Consider the following 24,817-nt stretch of genomic DNA (forward strand, 5'->3'; position numbering starts at 1 on the left):
ACGCAAACGCCACAACCTGCCGCGCACACCCACAGCCGAACCGGCTACAACATCCCCCACCGAAACGAAATCGCTCACCGTAATCATCAAGGCCTCCCCACCCGTGACCTCAATTATACTCGAACATCTATTCGAATCAAGGGACATTCCGGGCACATTTCGGCCGAAGTTTAGCGGGTCGTCGCTGTCGCGCCCCTATCGAATGATGTTCTTAGTCAAGGACATTGACCGCAGTGGCCGCTACCCAGGCGCATCGCGTCAATGTCGCCACAGAGGGTGCTATCCCGGCCGGTTGGGCGAGCCAGAGGATCGCGCCCTCGAAGGCGCGGACGTGGCGCACCCAGAAACACCGCGAGCCCCGCATCCATTCGATTCAAGGGATAATTCGGGCACATTCAGCCGAATATTGCTTGTAGTCAGGAGCATTGATCAACCGAGACATGGCACCCTGCTCCCCATACCGACTATCGAGGATCCATCCGATAATGCAATGCCATGGCCCGCGCTCGCCACATACGCAATTCGTGATCGGTGCGCAGAACACCTTCCGAGTCCTCGAACACGTGGAACCGCTCATGGATCGGAATCCTTGCCGCGTAGACCTCGCCATTGTCCACTACGGTCACGTACGCTCCGACATCCCCGAATGCGCCCTTCCCTGAGGTGAGCAGCAGGGAACCGTCGTCGCAGACTTCGGGACGCAGGAACACCTGAACATTCCCGGACTCCAGCGGGAACGAGACATGGATACAGTGCTGAACACTGTTTGGCAGCAACGTGATTCGGTAGTAGCCACTGAAAAGGTAGTCACCCGACTTTCGCAATGTCCGCAGCCAGGCCGAGCCCGCGTGCCTGCCGTCGGCATCCACTACGCGTGTAATCGAACTGTCGATGCCATATGCAACCGACATCGGATTGACGGGCAGCGCAAGTTGCTGCACGCGCCGACCGTACAACCGCTCGACAAGCGATCCCCACGGCGCAAATCCCGGCGACCATTGCGTCCACGCCTGCATCCGCCACGTCGAGGTTCGCTCGTAGAAATCACGGACGGATGGCGTCAGTCGCGACGGATCAAAATTCGGCCCCGCCAATGTATCCATCCGGGGCACGAGGCCCTCCACCGATGCCCCAGCAACAACCGTGCCACCGATACGCAACGCTTCGGCGGGAATCCAACTGTCTGCCACCGGACCGCGCACCGCTGTCGGTGCTTGTAACCATGCCTCTTCGGACAGATCAGTTTTGCGGCCGACTGCGCGCCAGAACGCACGCGTCGCGCGATCTGCAACAGGCCACAGACGTTCACCCGCCATCGACGTCCCCCTCGTCTTGGTCCCCGGTTATCTCACCTGGACACTAGTACGTTGCGCGCCCTCCACTGGCGTCGTACACCGCACCGGTCGAGTAACTCACCGCAGTCGAGGACAACCAGCCGATCAGCTCGGCGATTTCGTCCGACTTCCCCATCCGCGACATCGGAGTCAGACTCTGTGAGCGAGCGAGAATCGCGGGGTCCGTGCCTGCATTCATCGGACTTTCCACAGCGGCCGGTGCCACGGCGTTGACCAGCACACCGGTTGTCGCGATCTCCTTACCCAGCGACTTCGTCAAGGCAATGACGGCGGCTTTCGACGCGGAGTAGGCACTCTGGTTGGGGTTACCGTCTTTTGCGGCAATGCTCGCCAGATTCACAATGCGCCCCCAACCTGATGCGACCATGCCGGGCACGAAGGCGCGGCACATGAGGAATGTTCCTTCCACGTTGATTCGGAATGTGCGCTGCCAGTCGGCGAGCGAGACATCGGCCAGCGGCGCCGACGGCCCCACGATGCCGGCGCTGTTGATCATAATGTCGACCTTGCCGATGCGCGCACACAACTCGTCAACTGCAGCAGCATCGCTCACGTCGAGGCGCTCGTCGGCGCCCTCCGCGACGTCAGCGGTAATTGTTCGAACACCGTTGTCGGACAATATTTTCGAACACGCGGCACCAATTCCGCTGGCACCGCCGGTAATCAGTGCAACGGCACCCTCTGGATAGCTCTGCATCAGTCCATCTCCCGGAGATCATGTGCACTGGGCACTCAATTTAAGCTGCAAATAGATATAATGTGCGTCACACTGTGTACGATTTTCGAATATATGGCGTCGGGCAGACGCGTCAAAATCAACAGTCGACATCAACGAAGGACACATCGATGGAAATTCGCTGGTTGCACGCGTTTGTCGCGGTCGCGGAAGAGCTACATTTCGGCCGGGCCGCGTCACGACTGCAAATGGCTCAGTCACCCTTGAGTCAGATGATTCGCAAGCTCGAGAAGAACATCGGCGTGCAACTCTTCGAGCGCAGCACCCGCACCGTCGCACTCACCTCCGGCGGGCATGCATTCCTGCCACACGCCTATCGCGTTCTCGAAAACATGGAAACCGCCCGTCAGGCCACTCGCGCGTCCACCGGCGGCGTGTACGGCCGAGTGGCGATCGGGTTTACCGGCGTGCTCAATCACCAGGCGTTGCCACCTTTGACGCGTGCGTTGCGCCAGCGGTATCCCGAGGTCGAATTGACACTCCTGGGCCGCATCATGACTCGCGATGCGGTGACACAACTCGAGAGCGGCGCGTTGGACCTGGCGTTTGTCGGGTTGCCGGTAGCGGCGGCACCGTTGTCCACCCGCCTGATCCGCCGCGAAGCCTTTGGCGTCGTGCTGCCGATCGATCACCGGTTGGCCGCCGAGACCGAAATCGACCTGCGCGAATTGGCCGACGACGGATTTGTCACCACGCCCATGTCGGCCGGTTCCGCCTTGCAGGAGACGGCGATGCGCGCCTGCATGAATGCCAACTTCCGTCCACGTGTGGTCCAGGAAATCACCGACCCCTACATGATCCTGATGCTCGTTGCTGCGGGAGTCGGCGTCGCCTTGATGCCGTCGGGTATGGCCGGCATTACCCCTCCCGGCAGCGTCTTCGTCCCGCTCACCGGCGAGCCGACGTACATGAACCACGGAATCGCCTGGTCACCGCGCCATATGACGGACGCACTCGCCGTTGCACTCGCGACCTCGGAAGAAATACTCCCCACCCCCGAGATTGAGACGTAATTCGTCATTATCTGAGACTCATTTAGTGTTGGACGCGCCATAGTCCTTCATGGCAAGGTCGTCTCAGCCGCCGAAAGGTGAGGGACGTCACCGCAGCGTGACGCATCACGACACGTGCCACCGCCGTCGGCCAACCGGGACGAAAGGACTACCCATGGCGCCTCCGCCTACCCCCGCAGCTTCCACCACCGGGACCGACGAAAAGCCGAACACCAACGCTCGGCGAGCCGCAGTGTCGGGCTTCCTCGGCAGCACACTCGAGTACTACGACTTCTTCATCTACGGCTCCGCAGCCGCGCTGGTGTTTCCCACGATCTTCTTCCCGGGCGGCGGCTCCACCGCGACGCTGCTCTCCATCAGCACTCTGGGTGTCGCCTACGTCGCCCGCCCGCTCGGCGCAGTGCTGTGGGGACACCTCGGTGACCGGTATGGACGCAAGAACGCGCTTCTCGCGTGCCTGCTCCTCATGGGTGTTGCGACCGTCATCGTCGGCTGCCTGCCTACGTACGAGCAGATCGGCATCGCAGCGCCGATCATCCTCGTCTTGCTTCGCCTACTCCAAGGCCTGTCTGCCGGTGGGGAATCGCCCGGCTCGTCGGCGCTGACGCTCGAACACTCACCGGATCATCGCCGTTCGTTCTTCACGTCGTTCACGATGAGCGGCATCATGTTCGGCATCGTCATCTCGAGCCTGGTCTTCATCCCGGTCGCAAGCCTGCCCGACGAAGACCTCTACTCGTGGGGCTGGCGGGTTCCCTTCTGGCTCAGCATCATCGTGACCGTCGTTGCACTGTGGTTGCGACGCGCACTCGACGAGCCCGAGGTATTCGAAGAGCTCAAGGAGCAGGACAACACGGCCGGAATTCCCGTCGTCGAAATGTTCCGTTCGCACTGGCGCACCGTTATTCGCATCAGCATGAGTTCGACGTTCGCGATGATCAACACCATCGTCAACGTCTTCGCTCTGGCCTACGCCGTCGAGTCCGGCTTCGAACGCTCGACGATGCTCTGGGCAATTGCCACCGCCAACTTCGTTGCGGTACTTACCCAGCCGCTGTTCGGCATTCTGTCCGATCGCTACGGCCGCAAGCCCATCTTCGTCTTCGGTGCGATCGGCGCCGGCCTGATGGTCTTCGTATTCTTCCACTCGATCGGAACTCAAAGCGTTCCCATGGTTTTCGCTTCGGGAATCGTCATGATCGGCATCTTCTACGCCATGCCGAACGGCACCTACCCGGCGTACTTCCCGGAGCAGTTCCCCGCCAAGGTTCGCTACACCGGTATGGCCGTGAGCCTCATGCTCGGACTTCTCGTTGCCGGCTTCACACCGGCCATCGCTCAGGCGATTTCCGCAGGCGACAAGAGCAACTGGATGCCGGTCGCGTGGATGTGCCTCGGCTTTGCCGTCGTCTCGGCTATCGCGGCACTGTGCGGCCCGGAAACTTACCGGACGCCCACTGCCGAACTCGGCGAACCGAAATCGACGACGCTCACGAAACAAGACCCAGAGCTCACCAGCAACAACGCTTGACCGGACCGGCCCCTCGCGCTGACTTCGCGCTGCGAGGGGCCGTCCCCACTTATGCAGGAGAAATGTCATGCCTACCGAATCCACCCGTCACCGGATCGGCCTTGTCGGTGCGGGAATCACCACTTCACTCTCGCCGGCGCTGCACTCTCACGAAGCCGCAGCACTCGGTCTCGCCGCCTACAGCTACGAACTGATCGACCTCGAGGCAAGGAATGTCTCGGTCGAGAAGACCGGCGAACTGGTGCGCGCCGCCGTCACCGGTGGTTTCACCGGGCTGAACATCACGCACCCGTGCAAGCAAATTGTCGTGGACGCCCTCGACGAGCTGTCCGACAACGCCCGACTGCTCGGCGCCGTCAACACAGTTGTGGTCGACAACGGCCGTCTGATCGGCCACAACACCGATCACAGTGGCTTCCTCACCGCACTTCAACGCGGACTACCTGACGCCACACTCGATCGAGTTGTCCTCGCGGGCGCCGGCGGAGCGGGTTCGGCAGTGGCCTACGCACTCGCAGCAGCAGGTACGACGGACCTCCGCATCGCGGACGTCGATCCCGAACGCGCCGCCGACGTGTGTTCACGCGTTGCCTCGGCTTTCCCCACCACACGCACAACGGCTTTGGCAATTGGTGAGATCGCCGACAACCTGGCGACAAGCGACGGTGTCGTCAATGCGTCGCCGATCGGTATGGTCGGCCATCCCGGAACTCCGTTCGATCCCGCTGCACTCCACTCCGGCTTGTGGGTTGCCGACATCGTCTACCGGCCGATGCGCACCGAATTACTCGACGCTGCACTCGCTCTCGGATGCCAAGTGCTCGACGGTGGCCAGATGCTGGTGGCTCAAGCCTCCGATACCTTCACGCTCCTGACCGGTGTCGACGCCGACACGGATCGGATGCGGAGCCATCTGAGCGACATGCTCTCCGAGATGGCCGGCGCATGAGCACAATCGAATCCACACTCTCGCAAAATGCTCCAGGAGCACTGATGAACGCAACCCAACCGTTCGCCGAACCACTCGACATGGGCAGCGTCCGCCTGCGGAACCGGTTTGTATCCGCTCCGATGGAACGCAACTACTGCGAAGTCGACGGCACGATGACAGACGAATACATCGCGTACCTCGCCCGCCGCGCCGAAGGTGGTGCGGCGCTGATCTTCACCGAGGCCAGCTACGTGCGCGCCGACGGCAAGGGTCGCATCCGGCAGATGGGCGTCGACGTCGACGAACGGATTCCCGGTATCAAGAAGATGGTCGACGCAATCCACGCGCACGGCGCCCTCGTCGGAGTCGAACTCAACCACGGTGGACGCACGGCGCAGGGGTCGGTCAGCGGATTTGTTCCCGTTGCCCCGACACCGATTCCGTGTTTGGTTGTCGGCGGCGAGATGCCAGAACAACTCGACGGCGACGACATCGAGCACATCATCGAATGCTTCGGTGAAGCCGCGGCGCGCTGCCAAAAGGCCGGCGTCGACGTCATCTCCCTGCACGGCGGCCACGGGTACTTGATCCACCAGTTCCTCTCCCCTGCTTACAATCACCGCGACGACGAGTGGGCGGAGCCGACCCTCTTTCTCAACAGGGTCATCGCTGCGGTACACGAGCATGCTCCGGGAATCACTCTGGGACTTCGATTCTCAGCTTTCGAGGGTATCGACGGTGGACTCGACGCCGAGACAACCCGCGCTCGCATCGACGCCATCGATACCGACCGACTCGATTTCCTCGACGTCTCGGCCGGCAACTACGAAGCGGGACAATGGATCATCCAGCCCGGTGAATGGTCCCGTGGACTCCTCGCGCCGTACTCCGAGCAGTACCAGCGCGACTTCGACATCCCGGTGGGTGTAGCCGGACGCATCACGTCGCCGGAGATCGCCGCGCAGATCATCGAATCCGGTCAGGCGAACTTCGTCAGCATGGCGCGCACATTGCACGCTGATCCGGACTTTCCGAATCGCGCTATCGACGGTGGTCGCTACCGCCCGTGTATCGCCTGCAACTATTGCATCGACAGCCTGGCGGCGGGCCCCATTCCGTGCTCCGTCAACCCGTGGGTCGGACGTGAACTGGATCAGCCCACAAAGCCGGCTGATGCCACCGTGCGGGTCGCCGTCATCGGTGCCGGTCCCTCCGGAATGGCCGCTGCCCGCGACCTCGCACTTGCCGGTCATCGCGTCGACCTGTACGACGAACGCCCCAGCCTCGGTGGCGACTTCGCTCTGGCATCGAAGCTGCACGAGTATCCCGAATACGGGCGGATCGTCGACTGGTACCTCGCGGAACTGGCCGAACTCGGGGTGCAGTGCCACACCTCGACCAGAGCTGACGCAGCTTTGCTCGCAGACGGTGACTTCGACGCGATCGTCCTTGCTGCCGGTGGGCACGGTCCCGTGACTGACCTCCCCGGCGCGCAAACCCGAACCGTCCGTGATGTCCGCGAGTTCCTCGTCTCCGGAGATCCTGCCCCCGAAGCAATCACCATTTTCGGCGCCGACCGCGAGGCTGCGGCCGTCGCCGACGATCTGCTCCAGAAGGGCACACAGGTCGTGATGATCGGCCCGCAGGAAACCATCGCGCATGACGTCGGCCGACGCGGCAAGATCGTGCTGCTGCCGCGCCTGGCCGCAAGTGAGAACCTCAAATCTTACCTGAGCTCGATTGTCACCAAGGTCGACGCTGATCGGGTCACGATCTCTACAGGCGGTGTACTGACCGAGGTCGACGCCCCCGGCGAACTACTGATCTCTCAGGGCGTCGAGCCGCGCTCGGAGCTTCTGTCCGAACTACGTTCACTGGCACCACGACTCGGGGTCCATACCGTCGGCGACGCGAGCGGAGACGGCGGGTCCATCCATGCCGCACTCGTGACCGCAGCCGACGTCGCCGTCACCATCACTGCCGCCGCTGCGGCCCGTCAGGAGGTTCACGCATGAGCGCACAGACAGCCGCACCGGTGGCAACCGCATTGCCGCCCATCGGACTCGGAACCTGGCCACTCGTCGGTGCCGACGCCACGAAGTCGGTTCTCTCCGGCATCGAGGCCGGGTACCGACTCATCGACACCGCCGCGATCTACGGCAATGAAGACGCCGTCGGCGTTGCACTGGCGGAGTCTGGTCTCCAGCGAGAAGAACTGTTTGTCACCACCAAACTTCGTGGAAACGACCAGGTTTCCGGAGACGTCCGTGGAGCCCTCGAGCAGAGCCTGGAAAGGCTGGGACTCGATCAAGTCGATCTTTTCCTGATCCACTGGCCGCTACCGCGGATCGATCGTTACGTCGCATCGTTCGAGGCGATGTTGGCCTGCCGCGACGCCGGACTGGTTCGCTACGTGGGTGTGTCGAACTTCCTGGAGCACCACCTGCGCCGACTCGTCGCCGAGACCGGTGAGGCACCGGCAGTAAACCAGATTCAGATGGACCCGTCGCTCGCTCGAATCCCGGTTCGCCGTGCCAACGACGAGCTTGGCATCTTCACCCAGTCGTGGAGCCCCCTCGGCCGGGGCGATGTACTCGACAACGCCGTAGTCGGGGAGATCGCCGGTCGAACCGGTTGCACCCCAGCTCAGGTGGTCCTCGCGTGGCATGCCGCGCAGGGCGTGGTTCCGGTCGCGCGGTCCGCGAATCCGACGCGCCAGGCCGAGAACCTGGCCGCACTTGATGTGACTCTCACAGCCGAGGACATCGAAGCACTGAACAGTCTCGACCGCGGCGAGTCTGCGGCACGGGACGTCGAAGCAGAGGAACATTTCTGATGACGTTGAAAGTCGGAATCGTCGGCTGCGGCAAGATCGCCGGCAACCATGCCCGCGCCCTGCAACAAGTGCCGGGCGTCGAGGTAATCGGCTGCTGCGACCCCGATCTCGGACGCGCCCAGGAGTTCGCGGCCGCGCACGGCATTCCCGCAGCCGTGAGTTCAGTGGAGCAACTTCTTGCCCTCGGACTCGACGCCTGCACCGTTTGCACGCCGCACCCGGTACATGAAGAGGTAGTCGTGGCCGCTGCCGAAGCGGGTGTACATGTTTTGTGCGAGAAGCCCATCGCGGTCGATGTTGCTGCCGCCGACCGCATGATCGAAGCCGCCGACCGCGCCGGTATCACGTTCGGGGTGCTCTTCCAACGCCGATTCTGGCCGGCCGCGCGTCGGATCCGGGACGCCATCGACGACGGCCGGATCGGACTGCCCACGCTCGGCGAGGCGTCGGTGATCCTGCACCGCCCGTCGAGTTACTACTCGGCCGACGCGTGGCGCGGACGCTGGGACACCGACGGCGGCGGCGTGCTCATGACGCAGGCCGTGCACCAGATCGACATGCTGGCCTGGTTCATGGGCGAGGCCGTCTCGGTCAGCGGCTTCATCCGCACCCACACACACGGTGAGCACATCGAGACCGAGGACAGCGCGTCGGCCGTAATTTCCTTTGCCTCTGGCGGCACCGCCACCGTCACTGCGACGACGGGCGCCAATCACAACCTGGGCAACCGCGTTACGGTGATCGGACGCACCGGTGCCATCGCCAGCGTCCTCGAATTTCCCGAAGGACACGAGGGTGTCAACGAAATCTGGACCGTGCCGGGCGAAGTGGAGTTCCAGTCGCCGTACTCCGCCGACATCGACGCCAATCTCGATGTGGGAGCGGTCAATGCGGCACTCACCGACTTCCATACCTTGCAGGTGCAAGATTTCGCCGACGCCGTCCTGACCGGGCGCGAACCCGCCGTCACCGGACGCGACGCCCGCGCGTCGCTTGCCATCATCGCCGCAATCTACGAATCGTCACGAACGGGCAAGGTTGTCGAACTGACGTCGACACCTACCCTCGCAACAACTGCCAAGGAGCAGCAATGAGTAGCAGTACCTCCCTCACCTACGACGTGATCGTCGTAGGCTCCGGCGCAGGCGGGCTTTCCACAGCAATTGCCGCAGCAGATGGCGGCGCGTCCGTACTCGTGGTCGAGAAGGCCGACACCTGCGGCGGCGCAACGGCATGGTCGGGAGGGTGGATGTGGACCCCGCGCAACATGTTTGCCATCGCCGACGGTGTTGTCGAAGATCGCTCGGCGCCGCGGACATATCTGGAGAACCGCCTCGGCGACAACTTCGACGCCGCCAAGGTGGATGCACTCCTGGACGGTGCGCCGGAGATGGTCGAGTTCTTCGAACGAAAGACCGCGCTGAAGTTTGTTCCCGGGGCCAAGATCGCCGACATCCACGGCGACACACCGGGAGCCGGCACCGGTCACCGCTCCGTCGGACCGAAACCGGTGAGCTTGCGAAAGCTCGGCCCCGACGTCGCGGCGCTACTGCGTCGACAGTTGTACGAGACGTCATTCCTCGGCATGGGCATCATGGCCGGACCCGACCTGCAGGCATTCCTGCATTCGACCCGATCACCGAAAGCTTTTGTGCACTGTGGTGTTCGCGTGACAAAGCACATGTTCGATCTCGCCACCAAGCGTCGTGGTCAGCAGCTCGTCAACGGCACTGCACTGGTCGGCATGATGCTGCGCTCAGCGCTCGATCTGGGCGTCGAGATTCGGGTGAAGACGTCGGCAACATCGCTACAGACCGATGATGACGGCCGCGTCGTCGGTGTCCGCCTCGAAGGCCCCGATGGCGCGTACTCGGTAACTGCCAGGCGCGGCGTCGTACTGGCCACCGGCGGCTTCGCCCAGGACATCGACCGCCGCAGGGAACTGTTCCCGCGGACACCCACCGGAAACGAGCACTGGTCGCTCACCCCCAAGACAACCACCGGCGACGGCATCACCCTCGGCGAATCCGTGGGTGGCCGCCTCGACCGCACACTCGCCTCCCCCGTCGCGTACTGCCCCGTCTCCATCGTTCGCTACCGCAACGGCAAGGAAGCGGTGTTCCCGCACATCCTCGACCGCGGAAAGCCCGGTGTCATCGGAGTTCTCGCGAACGGCAAGCGTTTTGTCAACGAGGCACTCGGCTACCACGACTACACACTCGCGATGGTCGACCAGGTTCCTGAGGGCGAAGAAGTGTGTTCGTGGTTGATCGCCGATCAGCAGTATGTGCGCTACCTCCCGCTGGGCATGGCCAAGCCCCTGCCGATCCCGATCCAGCCGTACCTGCGCTCGGGATACCTCACCCGTGGTCGCACCGTTCGCGAACTGGCAGAGAAGATCGGCGTCGATCCGGTGCAGTTGGAGAAAACCGTCGCAGCTTTCAATATCGGGGCTGTGGCCGGTGACGACCCCGAATTCGGTCGCGGTACAACACCGTTCAACCGAGGTTCCGGCGATACCGCCAATCCCTGGCCGAACCCGTCGCTCGCGCCCCTGCAGAAGGGTCCGTACTACGCGGTGAAGGTTGTTCCGGGCAGTTTCGGTACCTTTGCCGGACTTGTCACCGACTCCGCGTCCCATGTTCTCGACGACAATGACCGACCCATCGAGGGATTGCTCGCGGTGGGCGTCGATCAGGCCAGCGTCATGGGTGGGCATTACCCGTCCGGCGGCATCAATCTCGGCCCGGCCATGACTTTCGGTTACCTGGCCGGCCGGGAACTGGCCGACGCCAAGACAGTTGGAGCGCACGCATGACACTCTCACTCGGACTTGCAGCCCTCACGGTGCTGGACACCGCCCCGATGCAGCACGTCGACTTGGCCGAAAAGCACGGCTTCGACACCATCGGTATCCGTCTGATGCCCGCGGCACCAGGTACGACGGCCTATCCTCTGCACGAGGACAAGCAGGGGTTGGACGAGCTGGTGCGTCGACTGGGTGATTCGCCGGTCGATGTATTCGACCTCGAAATCATCCGCCTTGCAGCCGACTTCGACCCCGCCGACTACGTTCCGCTTCTCGAAGCAGGCGCACAGCTCGGAGCCAAGGCCGTTCTGGTGGGCGGCGACGACCGCGACCGCGCTCGTCTCACGGATTCCTATGCCCGCCTCGCGGAACTGTGCGCGAACTACGGCATCGTCGCTTCCCTCGAGTTCATGCCGTGGACCGCAGTGCCAGATGCACGTGCTGCCATCGAGATCGTCTCGGCAGCAGACGGTCCGGCTCGGAGCGTTCTCGTCGACGCACTCCACACCGACCGCTCGGCAACAACGCTGGAGGATCTAGCGTCCATCCCGCGCGAGTGGCTGCACTACGCCCAGATGTGCGACGGTTCGACTCCCGCTCCCATCGATGACGCAGAACTGATCCGACACGCCCGCGAAGAGCGTCTAGTGCCCGGTACCGGAGGTATCGCGCTGGCCGAAATCTGGTCGACCCTGCCTGCCGGTCTGCCGGTCAGCATCGAATTGCCCAACGAACCGCTGCGTCAGACCATCGGCACGGACGCTTGGCTGGAACGTCTGGTCACGGCCACACGGGAAGTTCTGGCGTAAACGCCTGTGCGCCTTTCTGGTAGCGCCCACTACCAGAAAGGCGCACGGGGGTGTCAGCCCCTGCGGCTGGCAACGGCCTGCGCCAGACGGTCCAACTGCGCTGCCGTGGTGGACCAGTCGATGCACGCGTCGGTGATGGACTGGCCGTAGGTGAGTTCGTCCGCCTTGCCCAAGGTCAGGTCCTGACGACCGGCCTCGATGAAGCTTTCCAGCATGACGCCGGCAATTCCCTGCTCACCGGCGGCGAGACGAGCTGCGATGTCGTCGAGGACGATCACCTGACGCTCGTGATCCTTGCTGCTGTTGCCGTGGCTCGCGTCGATGACCACGCGCTCGGGCAAGTTCGACTTACGCAGGCGGGCAAGGGTATCCGCGACGGTCTCGGCGTCGTAGTTCGGTCCGTCGCTGCCACCGCGAAGGATGACGTGGCAGTCGGGGTTGCCGGCGGTACGGATCAAGGCAGCCTGACCGTCGAGGTCGGTTCCGGGGAACACGTGGCTCGCAGCGGCAGCGCGGGTACCGTCGACGGCTACCTGTACGTCGCCTTCGGTGGAGTTCTTGATTCCGACGGGCATGGACAGTGCGCTGCACAGCTGGCGGTGCACCTGGCTCGCGGCGGTGCGGGCACCGATCGCGCCGTAGCTGACCAGGTCCGCAATGTACTGCGGCATGATCGGGTCGAGGAATTCACAACCGACGGGCAGACCGAGGCTGGACACGTCGAGCAGTAGCTTGCGGCCGATACCAAGACCGGTGTTCACGTCGTAGGTGCCGTCGAGGTGCGGATCGTTGAGCAGTCCCTTCCACCCGAGCGTGGTGCGCGGCTTTTCGAAGTAGACACGCATGACGATGTGCAGGTCGTCCCGTAGTTCTTCGGCCTTGGCGGCCAACCGGCGAGCGTAGTCCATCGCGGCTTCCGGATCGTGCACGGAGCACGGACCGACAACGACGATCAAACGATCGTCCTCGCCATTGAGGATGTTGATGGTGTCGGCCCGACCGGTGCGCACGGTTGCGGCCGCGACCTCGTCTGGTGCGTGCTGAGCACGGACAGTCGCAGGCGATACGAGCGGACTGATACTTACAGTGCGCTGATCGTCAAGGCTGTCCGGTGTGGCTGTGGTGTCGATGGTGACAGTCATGGGGTTTCGGTTTCCTGTTCTCAGGCCGACCCCAGAGGTGAAATGAACTCCAGCGAGCCGGTCTGTAGTCCGGCTCTTGGGTGGAGGTTGTCAGCGCGTGGTTACGCCGGCAGGCCCACCCGGGGCCGGCCTGCTAAACCAGAAATAGACGCGCTGCATGACGGCCACGATACCTCGAGTGCCGACGAGGTCAATTCCACCCCTGTGTTTGCGGGGAGAAACCAGCGGCTCGTTATGGTTGACGTGGCCGTTCGTGCGGCCACGATCGGCGAGGGAACCTGGTGCAAGTCCAGGGCTGACGCGCAACGGTGACGAACCTTCTCGAGGGATCGAAGTCCGGATACTCGCTGATCGAGCACGGCGAATTCTCGGCTCCGCGATCGAGCCCTGAGCAAGGAGTTCCCTCTTCATGCGTTTCATGCGCTTCACATCAGCAGTTGTTGCCACGTCGGCTCTCGCTTTGGGTCTGGCCGGCTGCGCCGCCTCCGGCGACTCCGTCACCGCGAGTGACGCCACCTCGTCCAACTACCCCCTGACCATCGACAACTGTGGCCAACAGGTCACTATCGACGCACCGCCGACGCGTGCGGTCTCCCTCAACCAAGGCTCCACGGAGATCCTGCTGTCCCTCGGACTCGCAGACCGCATGGTCGGGACCGCTACGTGGACCGATCCCGTCCGCGAGAACCTCGCAGCCGACAACAATCGAGTCCCGCGCCTTGCCGACAACAAACCGTCCTTCGAGGTTGTCCTCGACACGGAACCCGATTTTGTGTCGGCGTCGTTTGCCTCCACGATCGCCGAGGGCGGCGTCGCGAGCCGAGATCAGTTCGCCGCGCTCGGCGTGCCGACGTACCTCTCTCCCACCGACAACGGCTGCGACGGCAAAGTCTCCTCGGCATCGAATGCGGACGGCGCTCGCACCGAACCGTTGAAGATCGAGACCGTCTACCAGGAAATCCGGGAACTGGCAGCAATTTTCGACGTGCGGGATCGAGGCGAGCAGTTTGTCGCCGAACTACAGGATCGATTCGCGGCAGCGTCCGATTCCGTCGACGCGTCCGGAGTCTCCCTCGCATTCTGGTTTGCCGACACCATGACGCCGTACATGGCGGGCTGCTGCGGCTCGTCCGGAATTATCACGGAATCTGTTGGAGCGGAGAACATCTTTGCCGACACGACGGACGAATGGCCACAGGTCAGCTGGGAAACCATTCTCGATCACAACCCAACGGCCTTGGTGCTCGCGGACCTGAGCCGACGCAGCATCGACGGCGGCGCACTGGCCAGCAAGATCGCCTTCCTCGAATCCAACCCGGTCACCTCACGTCTGCAAGCTGTGCAGGACAAGAAGTACATCGTCGTTAACGGCGCCGATCTCAACCCTTCCATCCGCACGATCGACGGCGTCGAGAAGACCGCCACCGCCCTGCGTGACTGGGGCTTGGCCAATTGAGCACGCGCACTGCGCGTCTCGAATCGCGATCGACTCTGGGAGTGCTGTTCCTGATCGGTCTGGTGGTTCTCGGGTTCTCGATTGCGCTGGCGATCACGATCGGCCCGGCCAATCTGTCGGTTCGCGACGTATACGCCGTGGTGTTCGAACATTGGGGTGTCGGGTCGTCCGGTGTCAGCCGGATCAAGGACGGCATAGTCTGGGAATTACGGCTTCCCCGAACACTGTTGGCTGCGGTCTGCGGTGCCGGGCTCGCGCTGTGCGGCGTCATCATGCAGTCACTGCTCCGTAATCCACTGGCCGATCCTTTTGTTCTCGGAATTTCGTCCGGGGCATCGACCGGCGCGGTGATGATCGCGGTGCTCGGCATCGGCGGCGGCGTTATCTCGCTGTCCGCCGGTGCATTTGCCGGTGCAGTCGTCTCGTTCGGCCTGGTGATGCTGCTTGCGGCGGGAGCCGGCGGTGGCACGTCCCGGGTGGTCCTGGCAGGTGTTGCCGGTACACAACTGTTCTCGGCGCTCACGTCGTTCATCGTCATTTCGTCCGCCGACGCCGAGCAGACTCGTGGTGTCCTGTTCTGGCTTCTCGGTTCGTTGGCCGGTGCCGGCTGGACGGACGTAGTTCTGTGTGGCGCAGTGGTAGCCGTCGGAATCCTTGTGTGTCTCGCCCAGGCTCCGGCGTTGGACGCCTTCACCTTCGGCAACAACGCCGCCGCGACGCTCGGGATCCCTGTCCAGCGCGTTCGACTGCTCCTTCTCACCATCACCGCACTGATTACGGCCGCACTGGTCAGCGCTGCCGGGGCGATAGGTTTTGTGGGACTGGTACTTCCGCATGCCGCACGGTTTCTAGTCGGTTCGAGACACAGCCGGTTACTCCCCGCCACGGCATTGATCGGTGCGATTTTCATGGTGTGGGTGGATGCCATCGCACGTACGGCGTTTGCTCCCCAGGAAATTCCGGTCGGCGTTGTGACGGCCCTCATCGGCGTTCCCGCGTTTGCGGTCATCCTGTTCCGAATGAGGAGAAGCGCATGAGCCTCGCAGCGCACGACATAGTGTGGCATCGCGGAAAGAACCTGATCCTCGACCGGGTAAGCGTCGCTGCACAACCGGGTGACACCATCGGGATCCTCGGCCCCAACGGGTCCGGGAAGTCCTCACTCATCAGCATCCTGGCTGGAGTCACATCTCCTGATTCGGGCGATGTCACGCTGGGTGGCACCAGTATCAGCAGCGTTCGCCGACGCACCGTCGCCCGGAAGATCGCAGTAGTCGATCAGCACGCCCACACCGAGGTCGATATCAGTGTGCTCGACGTTGTCCGACTCGGCCGCATTCCGCACCGCACGCTGTTCGGTTCCGGGGAAGAGGCTGACGACGATGCAATAGATCAGGCACTCGCCGATACCGGCATGACGTCGATGCGACGACGCTTGTGGCACACGCTGTCCGGTGGTGAACGTCAACGCGCGCAGATCGCCCGCGCGCTGGCTCAGCAACCGGACGTGCTGCTGCTCGACGAGCCGACCAACCACCTCGACATCTCACACCAACTCGACATCTTGTCGCTGGTGTCGACGCTGCCGGTGACCAGTTACATTGCCCTGCACGACCTCAACGTGGCGGCCATGTTCTGCAACCGCCTTGTCGTGCTCGAACGCGGACGGGTGGTTGCGTCGGGTACACCGACCGAAGTGCTGACCGAGGACCTGGTCGAACAGGTCTACCGGGTCCGGGCGAAAGTCACTATCGACCCCGAAGACGGCTATCCCTCGGTCAGCTATCGTCCGCAGCGACTTGGAGCTGAAAAGATTTCAGACCCTGTGTAACCCCGTTGATCTGTAGCTCGACGGAATGTGTGCCCGCGTAATACCGCCGCGTACTGATCGGTTTGAAGGAATGCCGCTTGGCTACCTTCGCGCTGGCCCCGGGCTCGAGAGAGCGCGTGGTCAGCTTGAACACCTTCGGACTGGTGAGTCCGTTGGCCTTGACGTGATGGACTATGTAGTCGATTGCCACAGTCACGGACTCACCGCCGTTGTTGCTCACCGCAAAACCGAATGCGATGTCCCCACCCAGATCGACAGCCTCGCGATCGATCACAAAGTCCGAGATCACGATATCCGTGGGTGCCGCAAAGCCCAGTAGGGCCAACGCATCGACGTCGCCGGCTTTCACCAGGCTGCGCAGAGCATGGCGAACCACTTTGGGCGTAGCCGCATCGGGATCACCGAGCCAACGCTTGGCGATCGACACCGCCAATGCAGCGTCCGCGCGACTGAGGTCGTTGAGATGATTGGAGACCGATCTCCGCACGTATTCCGACTCGTCGCGGTACAGCGCGTCGAGAATCGAGACCGTCGACTCCGGGTGCTCCGTCAACGCTTTCACCCGTCTACCCCAAGGCAGACGCATTCGGGTGCCCTCACTGGCGAGGCGTCGAACATGCTCGTCCTGGTGATCGGTCCATTCGAGAGCGATCTCCAGCGCTCGCCCGGGATTCGCGTCGAGAAATGTCCGGATCGCAAATTCGCTCGTCAGGCGCGAAGTCAGTTCGGCGAGTAGCGCCATACCATCGTCGAAATCAGTATTTCGACCACTGCGTGTGGCGGTCACCGCAACAGCTTCGGTGACCGGCCAGATCATCCAGCCCGCGAAAGTCTCGTCGCGCAGCGCCAGACGGATTATCTCGGCAAAGCGAGGAAATTCCTCGGGCAGGTCTGACATCATCGCGTCTCGCACCACACGTGTGCGCTCACCGAGACTGAGTCCGTCGAACCCGGATGCGCTGTCGCGAACAGCGACCAAGCGTGTGCATCCGGACGCTTGTTCGAGGCACAGGGCGAGATCAGCGACTACGGAGGCTCCGAGCAGTTCATCAGCTGTGGGCATGCGCGAAGGGTACAACCGGGGTCCGACAGTGATGTTCTACATGTGTCGAGTGCTGAAGTTCGATCCCAGACCGCGAAGAAACAACTCGGCAGGAAGCACTCGTAGTACGAGATCTCGAACGAACGTAGCGCTGGCGCCGCGAGTGAGAATTATTCGAGCGGATCGGCGCGAGCGCTGTTGAAGGCGATGCGTTCTCTTGGTGCGCAGGTAGTCGTAAGTCGCCACGTCATGAGCATGAGCGCCGAGCGCGACAGCATCCTCGAGAGCCTGACATGCGCCTTGACCGAGATGCGGCCCCATCGCGTGCGCGGCATCACCCACGAGCACAACGCGTTCTCGAACAAAAGACGGTAACGCTGGAAGATCCCTGATGTCATGGCGAAGAATCTGCTCCGGCGCAACTGCAGCGATGAGTTCGGGGATGGGAGACGGCCAGTTCAGAAAATCGTCCAACGACGGATCCGGTGTGCCCGTGGACAGCCGGGCGGCAGCAAAAACGTACAACCGACCGTTCCCCAGCGGAACGATGCCGAATTCTCCTCCTGCGCCGAGGATCCCACCTACATCGACAGTTCCCATGTCGTCGACGATCCACCTCCACGCGCGAATCCCCAGAGACTGCGGCACTGGATAATCCGGAAACATCGTTCGTCGCGTGAGGCTGTCGATTCCGTCGGCGCCGACGACCAGATCGAAATCTTCGGTGCGATCACCACATTGAATCGCGCCATCCTCATCGATCCCGGTGACTGTGGAGCCGAGTCGCACCGTCACCGAATCCGGAAGTGCTGCGCGTAGGACATCGACCAGATCGGCGCGGTGCATGGCAACAAAATTTCCGTGCAACGCGCGGAATCTCTCCTCATTGGTCCGCATCAACCATCTACCCTCGCGATTGCGTATCCCGCCCACCCATCCTGGGGCGGCTCTGTTCCGGATCTCATCGCCTACTCCGAGGTCATCGAGTGCGGCAAGTGCGTTCGGCCACAAAGTGATTCCGGCACCTACCTCGGTGAGAACCGGCGCTTGCTCGAACACCGTGACCGACCAGCCCGCATTGGCAAGCGCTACCGCCGTTGCCAGGCCCCCGATACCGCCGCCGATGATTCCCGCTGTTCGCATCGTCGATCCCCTTCGATTCGATTGCCACAGTTGTCCGACGTATCAGCCGACGGATTTTCGCGCGCGATACGCCGCGACATTAGCCCGGTTTCCACAGTTTCCGGTGTCGCAGTACCGCTTCGAGCGGTTACGCGACAGATCCACGAACACCGCGTCACAATCGGGAGCGATACACCACTGCAAACGCGAGAACTCCCCTGTTCGGATCAAATCGAGCACACCCATCGCCGCTTCCGCCGCCATCCGGTTGACGAGGGGCGCGTCGTCTGCCGTGACGTGTAGATGCCACCCGAGATCGTCGTGCCTGGTGAGTCTCGGCTGCGCTCCCGATTCAGCCAGTAGCGTGTTCACCACCACGACGGCGTCGTCTACTTCGGTCACTTCCCAGAACTGTCGCAGGCGTGGACGTAGCGTCCGCACCGCATCGAGTTCGGCCTGCGTGCCGTCGCGTCGCCCGGTCCACTTGTCCGCATCGAGAAATCGAGTCAGTTCTTCCTGATCAGGCAGAAGTTCACCACCTCCCCGCGCAGTGTTCACCAACGACGCAGCGAAGACGAGCGCCGATTCCGTGTCATCAGCAAAATTCACTTTGACTCCTGAGCATTGTCAACTTAGTGTCATCATCGTAATCGCTTTTACTCCTGACGGGTGACGACGTGAACTCTCGCAACGGCTTGATCCTGGCCTTACTGTCCGCTGCGACCTTCGGCGTCTCCGGCCCCTTCGCCAAATCTCTCATCGAATCCGGCTGGTCCCCGGGAGGCGCAGTGTTCGCACGCGTTGCCGGCGGCGCACTCGTGATGATGGTGATTGCACTGGGAACCCAGTGGCGTCGCATGCGGCAAGTGACGGCTCACACGCGGACCGTACTGCTGTACGGAGTATTCGCGATCTCCGGGGTTCAGTTGTGCTTCTTCAATGCAGTGCAACATCTTTCGGTGGGCGTGGCGCTTCTTCTCGAGTACCTGGCCCCCATCATCGTCATCGGATGGGTGTGGATCACCAAGGGCGCGCGGCCGAGCGTGCAGACACTTCTGGGAGCAGCGATCGCCCTGGTGGGCGCGGCCGTGGTCATCGACGTCTTCGGTTCGGCAGAGATCAGTGCCGTCGGCATCGCCTGGGGACTGGCCGCAGCTGCCTGCCTCGCAGTGTATTTTGTTATTTCCGAACGCGCCGACGGCGATCTGCATCCTGTTGTGCTCGCAGCCTCCGGGCTGACTGTCAGCGCGGTGCTTATCGGACTACTCGGACTGATCGATGCACTCCCCCTTGCATTCTCGTCGTCGAACGCCGTCGTGGCAGATCATTCTGTGGGAGTGTGGCTGCCGATAGTGATTCTGGTCGTCGTCAGTACCGTCATCGCCTATCTCACCGGCATCGCCGCGATCACGTTGCTGGGACCCACAATCGGGTCTCTCGTGGCCCTCACCGAGGTGCTGTGCGCGGTGATCGCAGCCTGGATCCTTGTCGGCGAATCCATCACCGTCATTCAAGGCATTGGCGGCGCTACGATCATCGCCGGTCTGGTACTTGCGCGCCTCGGTCAAACGACACCAAAACCGGTGGCGGTCGAATCTGTGACTGTCGAATAGATGACAAATGTCATGGCCGAAGAATGACGGATCGACGAGGGTTCCCCTGCCGAATACCGGCAGATTCCAGGTATGACCTCAGCACAGGCACTGCATCCACCCGTTGACGGCCGAGCACGCGACGCCATTCGATTGACCGGACTTCACAAGCGCTTCGGCGACGTGGGAGCAGTCAACGGCATCGACCTGAGCATCCGGCCCGGTGAAATCGTGGCGTTTCTCGGCCCGAACGGCGCCGGCAAGACAACAACGATCGACATGATTCTCGGCCTGTCGAAGCCGACGTCGGGTGACGTGAGCGTCTTCGGGATGGCGCCGCGCGCCGCGATAGCCCGCGGACTTGTCTCGGCGGTCATGCAGACCGGCGGACTACTCAGGGAACTGACAGTTGCCGAGACGGTGCAACTGACGGCAAGTCTGTACGCGCACCCTCGCCCCGTCGACGAAGTCCTGCGCCGCGCCGGAATCCTCGACATTGCCGGTCGACTCGTCAGCAAGTGCTCCGGCGGGCAGCAGCAGCGACTGAGATTTGCGATGGCTCTCCTCTCGGACCCACGGCTTCTCATCCTCGACGAACCGACCACCGGCATGGATGTCGAAGGGCGCCGCGACTTCTGGTCGGCCATCCGAGCCGACGCGGATCGAGGGCGCACCGTTCTGTTTGCCACGCACTACCTCGAAGAAGCCGATGTCTACGCCGACCGCATCATTCTGGTCCGGCAAGGCACTATCGTCGCCGACGGAACCACTACCGAGGTCAAAGCCATGGCGTCCGGACGAACCCTGCACGCAAGGGTTCCTGGCCTGACCGACGAACTTCTACGCGCGATACCGCACTCGGATGCCGTCGAACTGCGTGGCGAGGCACTGACGGTGCACTCCAGCAACACCGATGCCGTCGCGCAGTTCCTCCTGAACAACACAGCGGCCCGCGATCTCGAAATCGTCTCGCGCGGACTCGAAGACGCCTTCATCGCACTCACGTCGAACAACTCCGAAGGACAGAAGTGATGACCACTGCAACAGAACGAACCGTCGTACCACTGGGCGGGTTCAACACGACCTTGCTGCGTTTGGAACTGCGCCGCCTGACCCGTAATCGGCGCACGATGCTCTTCACACTTGTCATGCCGGTGGTCTTCTACCTGGTCTTCGGGTTGGGGCAAAGCGACGACGCTCACGACATCGGGCACGGCAATGTCGCGGCGTACATCATGATCAGCATGGCGTTGTACGGCGCGATGCTCGCTACCACCAGTGGCGGCGCGATGGTGTCGATCGAGCGAGCATCCGGGTGGAGCAGGCAACTTCGACTGACGCCGTTGACTCCGGTCGCGTACATTGCCGTCAAACTGATCATGGCCATGCTGCTCGGTCTGGCATCGATCCTCGTTGTCTATGTTGTCGGCTCGTTCACGTCCGCTCAGATGGACGGATCATTGTGGTTCACAACGGCATTGATCGCTTGGCTCGGATCGTCGATCTTCGCGGCCTTCGGCTTGTTCATGGGATACCTGCTGCCGAGCGAGAACGTCATGCAACTGCTCGGTCCCGGGCTCGCACTGCTTGCATTCGGCGGCGGCCTCTTCGTTCCGCTCCAGAATGGTTCGGTGTGGGCGACCATTGCTCAACTCACTCCGATGTTCGGCATCAACGCACTGGCTCACGCGCCGCTGACCGGCAATAGCGTCCACTGGACGTGGATCGTCAATATTCTGGTGTGGTTCGCCATCTTCGCCGCCGGAGCGATCTGGCGGTTCCAACAAGATACGGAGCGTGTGTAGTTGCCGAAGACCACTCGACCAATCGATTCCGTCGCGGCGCCGCGACGGAATCGTTTCGGCATCCTGTTTGCCGCCGTGTGGATGGTTTTTCTCGGTGGTCCACTCATCGAAGGATGGAACCTTCGCGGCGAACTACGGGGCTGGGTAGGGATTCTTGCGACGCTCACCTTCGGCGCTCTCTACCTCTACACCTTTGCCCGGGTACAGCAGCGCCGTCTCACTCTCAGCGGAGAACCGACAGTTCGCCGCGCGGTAGTCACGTTGGCCGGCCTGACTGCACTCGCCGCTGTGATCATCATCAGCGTCGGGCCGACCGGTCTCGCAACTGCGCCGTACCTCGCCGTCACGGCTGTGACAATGCTGCCGACCGTGGCCGGCGGCATTCTCACCTTGGCCATTGCCGCTTCGGTGGAAATCGTCAGTGTCAGCGCCGGATGGGGAAACTATTCGGGCCTGTCGCTCGGAGTGTGCGCCGCCGCGTTTGCCACGTGGGGCGTCATGTCCCTCATCAGACGCAATATTTCGATGGTCCACGAACGAGAAGAACAGGAACAGCGTGCTGTCATGGAGGAACGCGCACGAATGGCACGCGATCTCCATGACATCCTCGGGCACTCGCTCACCGTCATCACCGTCAAAGCCGAACTGGCCAACCGATTGTTGGACGTCGACATCGAGCGCGCTCGCAGTGAACTCGACGATCTCGAACGACTGTCCCGCGATGCTTTGGCGGATGTGCGCTCCGCAGTGAACGGGTTTCGAACCATCTCACTCCCCGTCGAGATCGCCCGCGCCCGAGAGGCTCTGCGTGCTGCAGGCATCGAAGATCATTCCCCGAACAGTACCGAAATGGTGCCGCGACACTTGCGGGAATTGTTTGCCTGGACCGTTCGTGAAGGCGTCACCAACGTCGTACGCCACAGCGCCGCAACACAATGCACCATCACCATCGACGAGAAGAGCGTCGAAATTTTCGACGACGGGATCTCCGGCGAGAATACGACGATCGGCAACGGGTTGACCGGACTGCGTGAACGCGCCGCAGCGGTGGGAGCCCGCGTGATCATCAACGCCGCCGCGCACCAGGGCTTTTCACTAAAGGTCCACGAACAGGAGAACACGTGAGCATCCGGCTACTACTTGCCGACGACCAGGCATTGGTTCGCGGCGCCCTGGCCGCACTCCTCGATCTCGAAACCGATCTGACCGTGGTCGCAGAAGTCGGCCGAGGCGACGAGGTTGTTGCGGCAGCGATGGAACACCGCCCCGATGTTGCACTGCTGGACGTGGAGATGCCGGGACTGGACGGGATTGCAGCCACGTCGGCGTTGCTGGAAGCGCTCCCACAAACACGGGTGCTGATCGTGACGACCTTCGGGCGGCCGGGATTTCTTCGCAAGGCGATGCACGCGGGAGCCACCGGTTTTGTCGTCAAGGACACCCCGGCGCGGCAACTCGCCGACGCGGTACGACGCGTCCATGCGGGGTTGCGCGTCGTAGATCCGACGCTGGCGGCAGACAGCCTCGTCAGCGGCGAATCTCCACTGACCGATCGTGAAACGGAAGTACTGCGCGCCGCGAAGGCCGGCGCGCCCGTTGCAGCTATCGCCGCCGAGCTATTCCTGTCAGCTGGCACCGTTCGCAATCACCTGTCGTCCGCGATGGGGAAGACCGGAGGTGCGACGCGTGGAGAATCTGCTCGAATCGCCGAAGCCAACGGTTGGTTATAAGAAGAGCAGGGTCCCCACATAGAGTCCCGTATCCGGCAATTCCGTCGCAATTATTGTTAATCACTCTCCCGCCTGCAGTTCTAACCCAAATATTCACGTATCCTGTTACCTGGTTCCGCGACAATGCGTTGCGGAACCGAATAGCGGAGTACCGACCCACCTTTGGTTACCTACCAGTTATCAGATGGTTGAGCGGACAACACAGGGGGAAGGCTCATGGCGCAAAGATTCAGCCAACGATTGAATGCGCTGTTCGAGTCCGCCCCTAATCACGTCACCAACGCCATGGTTGTGCGCAGCATGACCGAAGACGGTTGTCGCATCTCTACTCCCTACTTGTCGCAACTCCGCACGGGCGTCCGCACCAACCCTTCACCCGAAGTTGTCTCCGCCCTCGCCCGATTCTTCGAAGTGACTCCGGACTATTTTTTCAACCCCGACCAAGAAGTGCCCTTTCTCGCAAGCGGCGATTCCGACCACATTCTGCTCGCACAGCTTCACAACGATCGCCTACGCAATCTCACGTCTCGGGTAGTCGACCTGTCCCCAGCCTCACAGGCCCTTCTTGTCGAAATGGCCGAAAATCTCCGATCGTCCGAGAATCTTCCCCGGGTACCTCCCGACTCCAACTCGTACTCGTGGCGCGCCTAGACCCGTCGACACAAGTCATACGGGCACTGCTTTTCCTGCTCCCACGCACATAGCCCTATGCTGGGCAACGCAGCTGGTTCGCCCGGCGCGGTCATGAGGAGCCCCGAAGACCGTTCCTGGCGTCGAAGCTCCGTCAGCTCAGGCAGACGGAGTGAGAGGGAACCCGGTGAAAATCCGGGACTGTCCCGCAGCGGTAAGCAGGAACGACCGCCGTCTACATGCACTGGGCTTTTGCCTGGGAAGCGATGGCCAGTAGGTTCGATCACCACGATCGAGCGCCCGCGAGTCCGAAGACCTGCCGACTGTGTCGGGCACGCCGTGCCCGACGGTCCACCGCCTCGTGGAATGGGCGCGTAGATCTCGAGACGTGGTCGCATGTTTGATTGCGGCCTCATGAGGTGTACCCGTCTGCCGGCAGTGGCCATC

Annotated in this window: 23 protein-coding genes and 2 riboswitches; of the genes, 17 read left to right on the forward strand and 6 right to left on the reverse strand. The window is 62.4% G+C overall.

Annotation, left to right across the window (positions count from 1 at the left end):
- Window positions 1-464 precede the first annotated feature (464 nt).
- Both V2B23_RS27835 and V2B23_RS27840 read right to left on the reverse strand, forming a co-directional pair.
- Entirely contained in the window at window positions 465-1,316 is an 852-nt protein-coding gene (locus V2B23_RS27835; RefSeq protein ID WP_430953215.1) for a hypothetical protein, read from the reverse strand.
- 43 nt (window positions 1,317-1,359) lie between these two features.
- The gene (locus tag V2B23_RS27840) at window positions 1,360-2,052 is read right to left on the reverse strand and encodes an SDR family NAD(P)-dependent oxidoreductase (protein ID WP_430953216.1); all 693 of its coding nucleotides are present in this window, start codon (window positions 2,050-2,052) and stop codon (window positions 1,360-1,362) included.
- A 149-nt stretch (window positions 2,053-2,201) separates the two neighbouring features.
- Between V2B23_RS27840 and V2B23_RS27845 the strand changes: the two genes are divergently transcribed.
- The 8 genes from V2B23_RS27845 (at window position 2,202) to V2B23_RS27880 (ending at window position 12,020) form a co-directional block, all read left to right on the forward strand.
- The gene (locus V2B23_RS27845) at window positions 2,202-3,104 is read left to right on the forward strand and encodes a LysR family transcriptional regulator (protein WP_430953217.1); all 903 of its coding nucleotides are present in this window, start codon (window positions 2,202-2,204) and stop codon (window positions 3,102-3,104) included.
- Between the two features lie 154 nt (window positions 3,105-3,258).
- Window positions 3,259-4,635 carry an MFS transporter gene (locus tag V2B23_RS27850; protein ID WP_430953218.1) on the forward strand — a complete coding sequence of 459 codons (1,377 nt, stop codon included), beginning with the start codon at window positions 3,259-3,261 and terminating at the stop codon, window positions 4,633-4,635.
- A 67-nt stretch (window positions 4,636-4,702) separates the two neighbouring features.
- Window positions 4,703-5,584: a shikimate dehydrogenase gene (locus tag V2B23_RS27855; RefSeq protein ID WP_430953219.1), complete on the forward strand. Its 882-nt coding sequence runs from the start codon at window positions 4,703-4,705 to the stop codon at window positions 5,582-5,584.
- Between the two features lie 44 nt (window positions 5,585-5,628).
- A complete protein-coding gene (locus V2B23_RS27860; RefSeq protein WP_430953220.1) occupies window positions 5,629-7,581 on the forward strand; it encodes an FAD-dependent oxidoreductase in 1,953 nt (650 codons plus the stop codon).
- A complete protein-coding gene (locus V2B23_RS27865; protein WP_430953221.1) occupies window positions 7,578-8,402 on the forward strand; it encodes an aldo/keto reductase in 825 nt (274 codons plus the stop codon). The genes V2B23_RS27860 and V2B23_RS27865 overlap by 4 nt, the downstream gene beginning before the upstream one ends.
- Window positions 8,402-9,496 carry a Gfo/Idh/MocA family protein gene (locus V2B23_RS27870; protein ID WP_430953222.1) on the forward strand — a complete coding sequence of 365 codons (1,095 nt, stop codon included), beginning with the start codon at window positions 8,402-8,404 and terminating at the stop codon, window positions 9,494-9,496. Before V2B23_RS27865 ends, V2B23_RS27870 begins: the two co-directional genes overlap by 1 nt.
- Window positions 9,493-11,220: an FAD-dependent oxidoreductase gene (locus V2B23_RS27875; protein WP_430953223.1), complete on the forward strand. Its 1,728-nt coding sequence runs from the start codon at window positions 9,493-9,495 to the stop codon at window positions 11,218-11,220. Before V2B23_RS27870 ends, V2B23_RS27875 begins: the two co-directional genes overlap by 4 nt.
- Window positions 11,217-12,020, forward strand: a complete 804-nt coding sequence (locus V2B23_RS27880) for a sugar phosphate isomerase/epimerase family protein (RefSeq protein WP_430953224.1) — start codon at window positions 11,217-11,219, stop codon at window positions 12,018-12,020. Before V2B23_RS27875 ends, V2B23_RS27880 begins: the two co-directional genes overlap by 4 nt.
- A 53-nt stretch (window positions 12,021-12,073) precedes the next feature.
- Here V2B23_RS27880 and V2B23_RS27885 read toward each other — a convergent pair whose 3' ends face one another.
- A complete protein-coding gene (locus tag V2B23_RS27885) occupies window positions 12,074-13,162 on the reverse strand; it encodes a 3-deoxy-7-phosphoheptulonate synthase (protein WP_430953225.1) in 1,089 nt (362 codons plus the stop codon).
- Window positions 13,163-13,396: 234 nt separating this feature from the next.
- A riboswitch (cobalamin riboswitch) is annotated at window positions 13,397-13,529 on the forward strand.
- A gap of 42 nt (window positions 13,530-13,571) precedes the next feature.
- Here V2B23_RS27885 and V2B23_RS27890 point away from each other — a divergent pair.
- The 3 genes from V2B23_RS27890 to V2B23_RS27900 are packed head-to-tail and all read left to right on the forward strand — an operon-like array spanning window position 13,572 to window position 16,449.
- On the forward strand, window positions 13,572-14,618 hold the full coding sequence (locus tag V2B23_RS27890; RefSeq protein ID WP_430953226.1) for an ABC transporter substrate-binding protein: 1,047 nt from the start codon (window positions 13,572-13,574) through the stop codon (window positions 14,616-14,618).
- Complete coding sequence (locus V2B23_RS27895; protein ID WP_430953227.1) at window positions 14,615-15,655, forward strand: FecCD family ABC transporter permease; 1,041 nt, start codon at window positions 14,615-14,617, stop codon at window positions 15,653-15,655. Before V2B23_RS27890 ends, V2B23_RS27895 begins: the two co-directional genes overlap by 4 nt.
- On the forward strand, window positions 15,652-16,449 hold the full coding sequence (locus V2B23_RS27900; RefSeq protein WP_430953228.1) for an ABC transporter ATP-binding protein: 798 nt from the start codon (window positions 15,652-15,654) through the stop codon (window positions 16,447-16,449). The genes V2B23_RS27895 and V2B23_RS27900 overlap by 4 nt, the downstream gene beginning before the upstream one ends.
- Here the strand turns inward: V2B23_RS27900 and V2B23_RS27905 are convergent.
- The 3 genes from V2B23_RS27905 to V2B23_RS27915 are packed head-to-tail and all read right to left on the reverse strand — an operon-like array spanning window position 16,397 to window position 19,222.
- Window positions 16,397-17,512: a DNA alkylation repair protein gene (locus V2B23_RS27905; protein ID WP_430953229.1), complete on the reverse strand. Its 1,116-nt coding sequence runs from the start codon at window positions 17,510-17,512 to the stop codon at window positions 16,397-16,399. The two genes, V2B23_RS27900 and V2B23_RS27905, sit on opposite strands and share 53 nt — an antisense overlap.
- A 36-nt stretch (window positions 17,513-17,548) precedes the next feature.
- Window positions 17,549-18,634, reverse strand: a complete 1,086-nt coding sequence (locus tag V2B23_RS27910; protein WP_430953230.1) for an FAD-dependent monooxygenase — start codon at window positions 18,632-18,634, stop codon at window positions 17,549-17,551.
- Window positions 18,635-18,676: 42 nt separating this feature from the next.
- Entirely contained in the window at window positions 18,677-19,222 is a 546-nt protein-coding gene (locus tag V2B23_RS27915) for a CGNR zinc finger domain-containing protein (RefSeq protein ID WP_430953231.1), read from the reverse strand.
- A gap of 68 nt (window positions 19,223-19,290) precedes the next feature.
- On the opposite strand from V2B23_RS27915, the gene V2B23_RS27920 reads away from it, so the two are divergent.
- From V2B23_RS27920 to V2B23_RS27945, 6 genes are all read left to right on the forward strand, one after another.
- On the forward strand, window positions 19,291-20,226 hold the full coding sequence (locus V2B23_RS27920; protein WP_430953232.1) for an EamA family transporter: 936 nt from the start codon (window positions 19,291-19,293) through the stop codon (window positions 20,224-20,226).
- 72 nt (window positions 20,227-20,298) lie between these two features.
- Window positions 20,299-21,237: an ABC transporter ATP-binding protein gene (locus tag V2B23_RS27925; protein WP_430953233.1), complete on the forward strand. Its 939-nt coding sequence runs from the start codon at window positions 20,299-20,301 to the stop codon at window positions 21,235-21,237.
- Window positions 21,237-22,010, forward strand: coding sequence for an ABC transporter permease (locus V2B23_RS27930; RefSeq protein ID WP_430953234.1), 774 nt, complete (start codon window positions 21,237-21,239; stop codon window positions 22,008-22,010). Before V2B23_RS27925 ends, V2B23_RS27930 begins: the two co-directional genes overlap by 1 nt.
- A complete protein-coding gene (locus tag V2B23_RS27935) occupies window positions 22,011-23,135 on the forward strand; it encodes a sensor histidine kinase (protein WP_430953235.1) in 1,125 nt (374 codons plus the stop codon).
- A complete protein-coding gene (locus V2B23_RS27940; RefSeq protein ID WP_430953236.1) occupies window positions 23,132-23,740 on the forward strand; it encodes a response regulator in 609 nt (202 codons plus the stop codon). The genes V2B23_RS27935 and V2B23_RS27940 overlap by 4 nt, the downstream gene beginning before the upstream one ends.
- A gap of 216 nt (window positions 23,741-23,956) precedes the next feature.
- Window positions 23,957-24,391, forward strand: a complete 435-nt coding sequence (locus V2B23_RS27945) for a helix-turn-helix domain-containing protein (RefSeq protein ID WP_033234026.1) — start codon at window positions 23,957-23,959, stop codon at window positions 24,389-24,391.
- Between the two features lie 109 nt (window positions 24,392-24,500).
- A riboswitch (cobalamin riboswitch) is annotated at window positions 24,501-24,708 on the forward strand.
- The last annotated feature ends 109 nt before the right edge of the window (window positions 24,709-24,817 follow it).

This window comes from Rhodococcus sp. 24CO, from assembly GCF_050586165.1.
Lineage (GTDB): Bacteria > Actinomycetota > Actinomycetes > Mycobacteriales > Mycobacteriaceae > Rhodococcus_F.

Excerpts from the sequence above, each read along its gene's own strand:
- V2B23_RS27840 (WP_430953216.1), bottom strand. The coding sequence starts at position 2,052 with ATGCAGAGCTATCCAGAGGGTGCCGTTGCACTGATTACCGGCGGTGCC.
- V2B23_RS27925 (WP_430953233.1), top strand. The coding sequence starts at position 20,299 with ATGACCTCAGCACAGGCACTGCATCCACCCGTTGACGGCCGAGCACGC.
- V2B23_RS27875 (WP_430953223.1), top strand. The coding sequence starts at position 9,493 with ATGAGTAGCAGTACCTCCCTCACCTACGACGTGATCGTCGTAGGCTCC.
- V2B23_RS27835 (WP_430953215.1), bottom strand. The coding sequence starts at position 1,316 with ATGGCGGGTGAACGTCTGTGGCCTGTTGCAGATCGCGCGACGCGTGCG.
- V2B23_RS27845 (WP_430953217.1), top strand. The coding sequence starts at position 2,202 with ATGGAAATTCGCTGGTTGCACGCGTTTGTCGCGGTCGCGGAAGAGCTA.
- V2B23_RS27890 (WP_430953226.1), top strand. The coding sequence starts at position 13,572 with ATGCGTTTCATGCGCTTCACATCAGCAGTTGTTGCCACGTCGGCTCTC.
- V2B23_RS27930 (WP_430953234.1), top strand. The coding sequence starts at position 21,237 with ATGACCACTGCAACAGAACGAACCGTCGTACCACTGGGCGGGTTCAAC.
- V2B23_RS27870 (WP_430953222.1), top strand. The coding sequence starts at position 8,402 with ATGACGTTGAAAGTCGGAATCGTCGGCTGCGGCAAGATCGCCGGCAAC.
- V2B23_RS27865 (WP_430953221.1), top strand. The coding sequence starts at position 7,578 with ATGAGCGCACAGACAGCCGCACCGGTGGCAACCGCATTGCCGCCCATC.
- V2B23_RS27860 (WP_430953220.1), top strand. The coding sequence starts at position 5,629 with ATGAACGCAACCCAACCGTTCGCCGAACCACTCGACATGGGCAGCGTC.
- V2B23_RS27885 (WP_430953225.1), bottom strand. The coding sequence starts at position 13,162 with ATGACTGTCACCATCGACACCACAGCCACACCGGACAGCCTTGACGAT.
- V2B23_RS27945 (WP_033234026.1), top strand. The coding sequence starts at position 23,957 with ATGGCGCAAAGATTCAGCCAACGATTGAATGCGCTGTTCGAGTCCGCC.
- V2B23_RS27850 (WP_430953218.1), top strand. The coding sequence starts at position 3,259 with ATGGCGCCTCCGCCTACCCCCGCAGCTTCCACCACCGGGACCGACGAA.
- V2B23_RS27905 (WP_430953229.1), bottom strand. The coding sequence starts at position 17,512 with ATGCCCACAGCTGATGAACTGCTCGGAGCCTCCGTAGTCGCTGATCTC.
- V2B23_RS27880 (WP_430953224.1), top strand. The coding sequence starts at position 11,217 with ATGACACTCTCACTCGGACTTGCAGCCCTCACGGTGCTGGACACCGCC.
- V2B23_RS27855 (WP_430953219.1), top strand. The coding sequence starts at position 4,703 with ATGCCTACCGAATCCACCCGTCACCGGATCGGCCTTGTCGGTGCGGGA.
- V2B23_RS27900 (WP_430953228.1), top strand. The coding sequence starts at position 15,652 with ATGAGCCTCGCAGCGCACGACATAGTGTGGCATCGCGGAAAGAACCTG.
- V2B23_RS27910 (WP_430953230.1), bottom strand. The coding sequence starts at position 18,634 with ATGCGAACAGCGGGAATCATCGGCGGCGGTATCGGGGGCCTGGCAACG.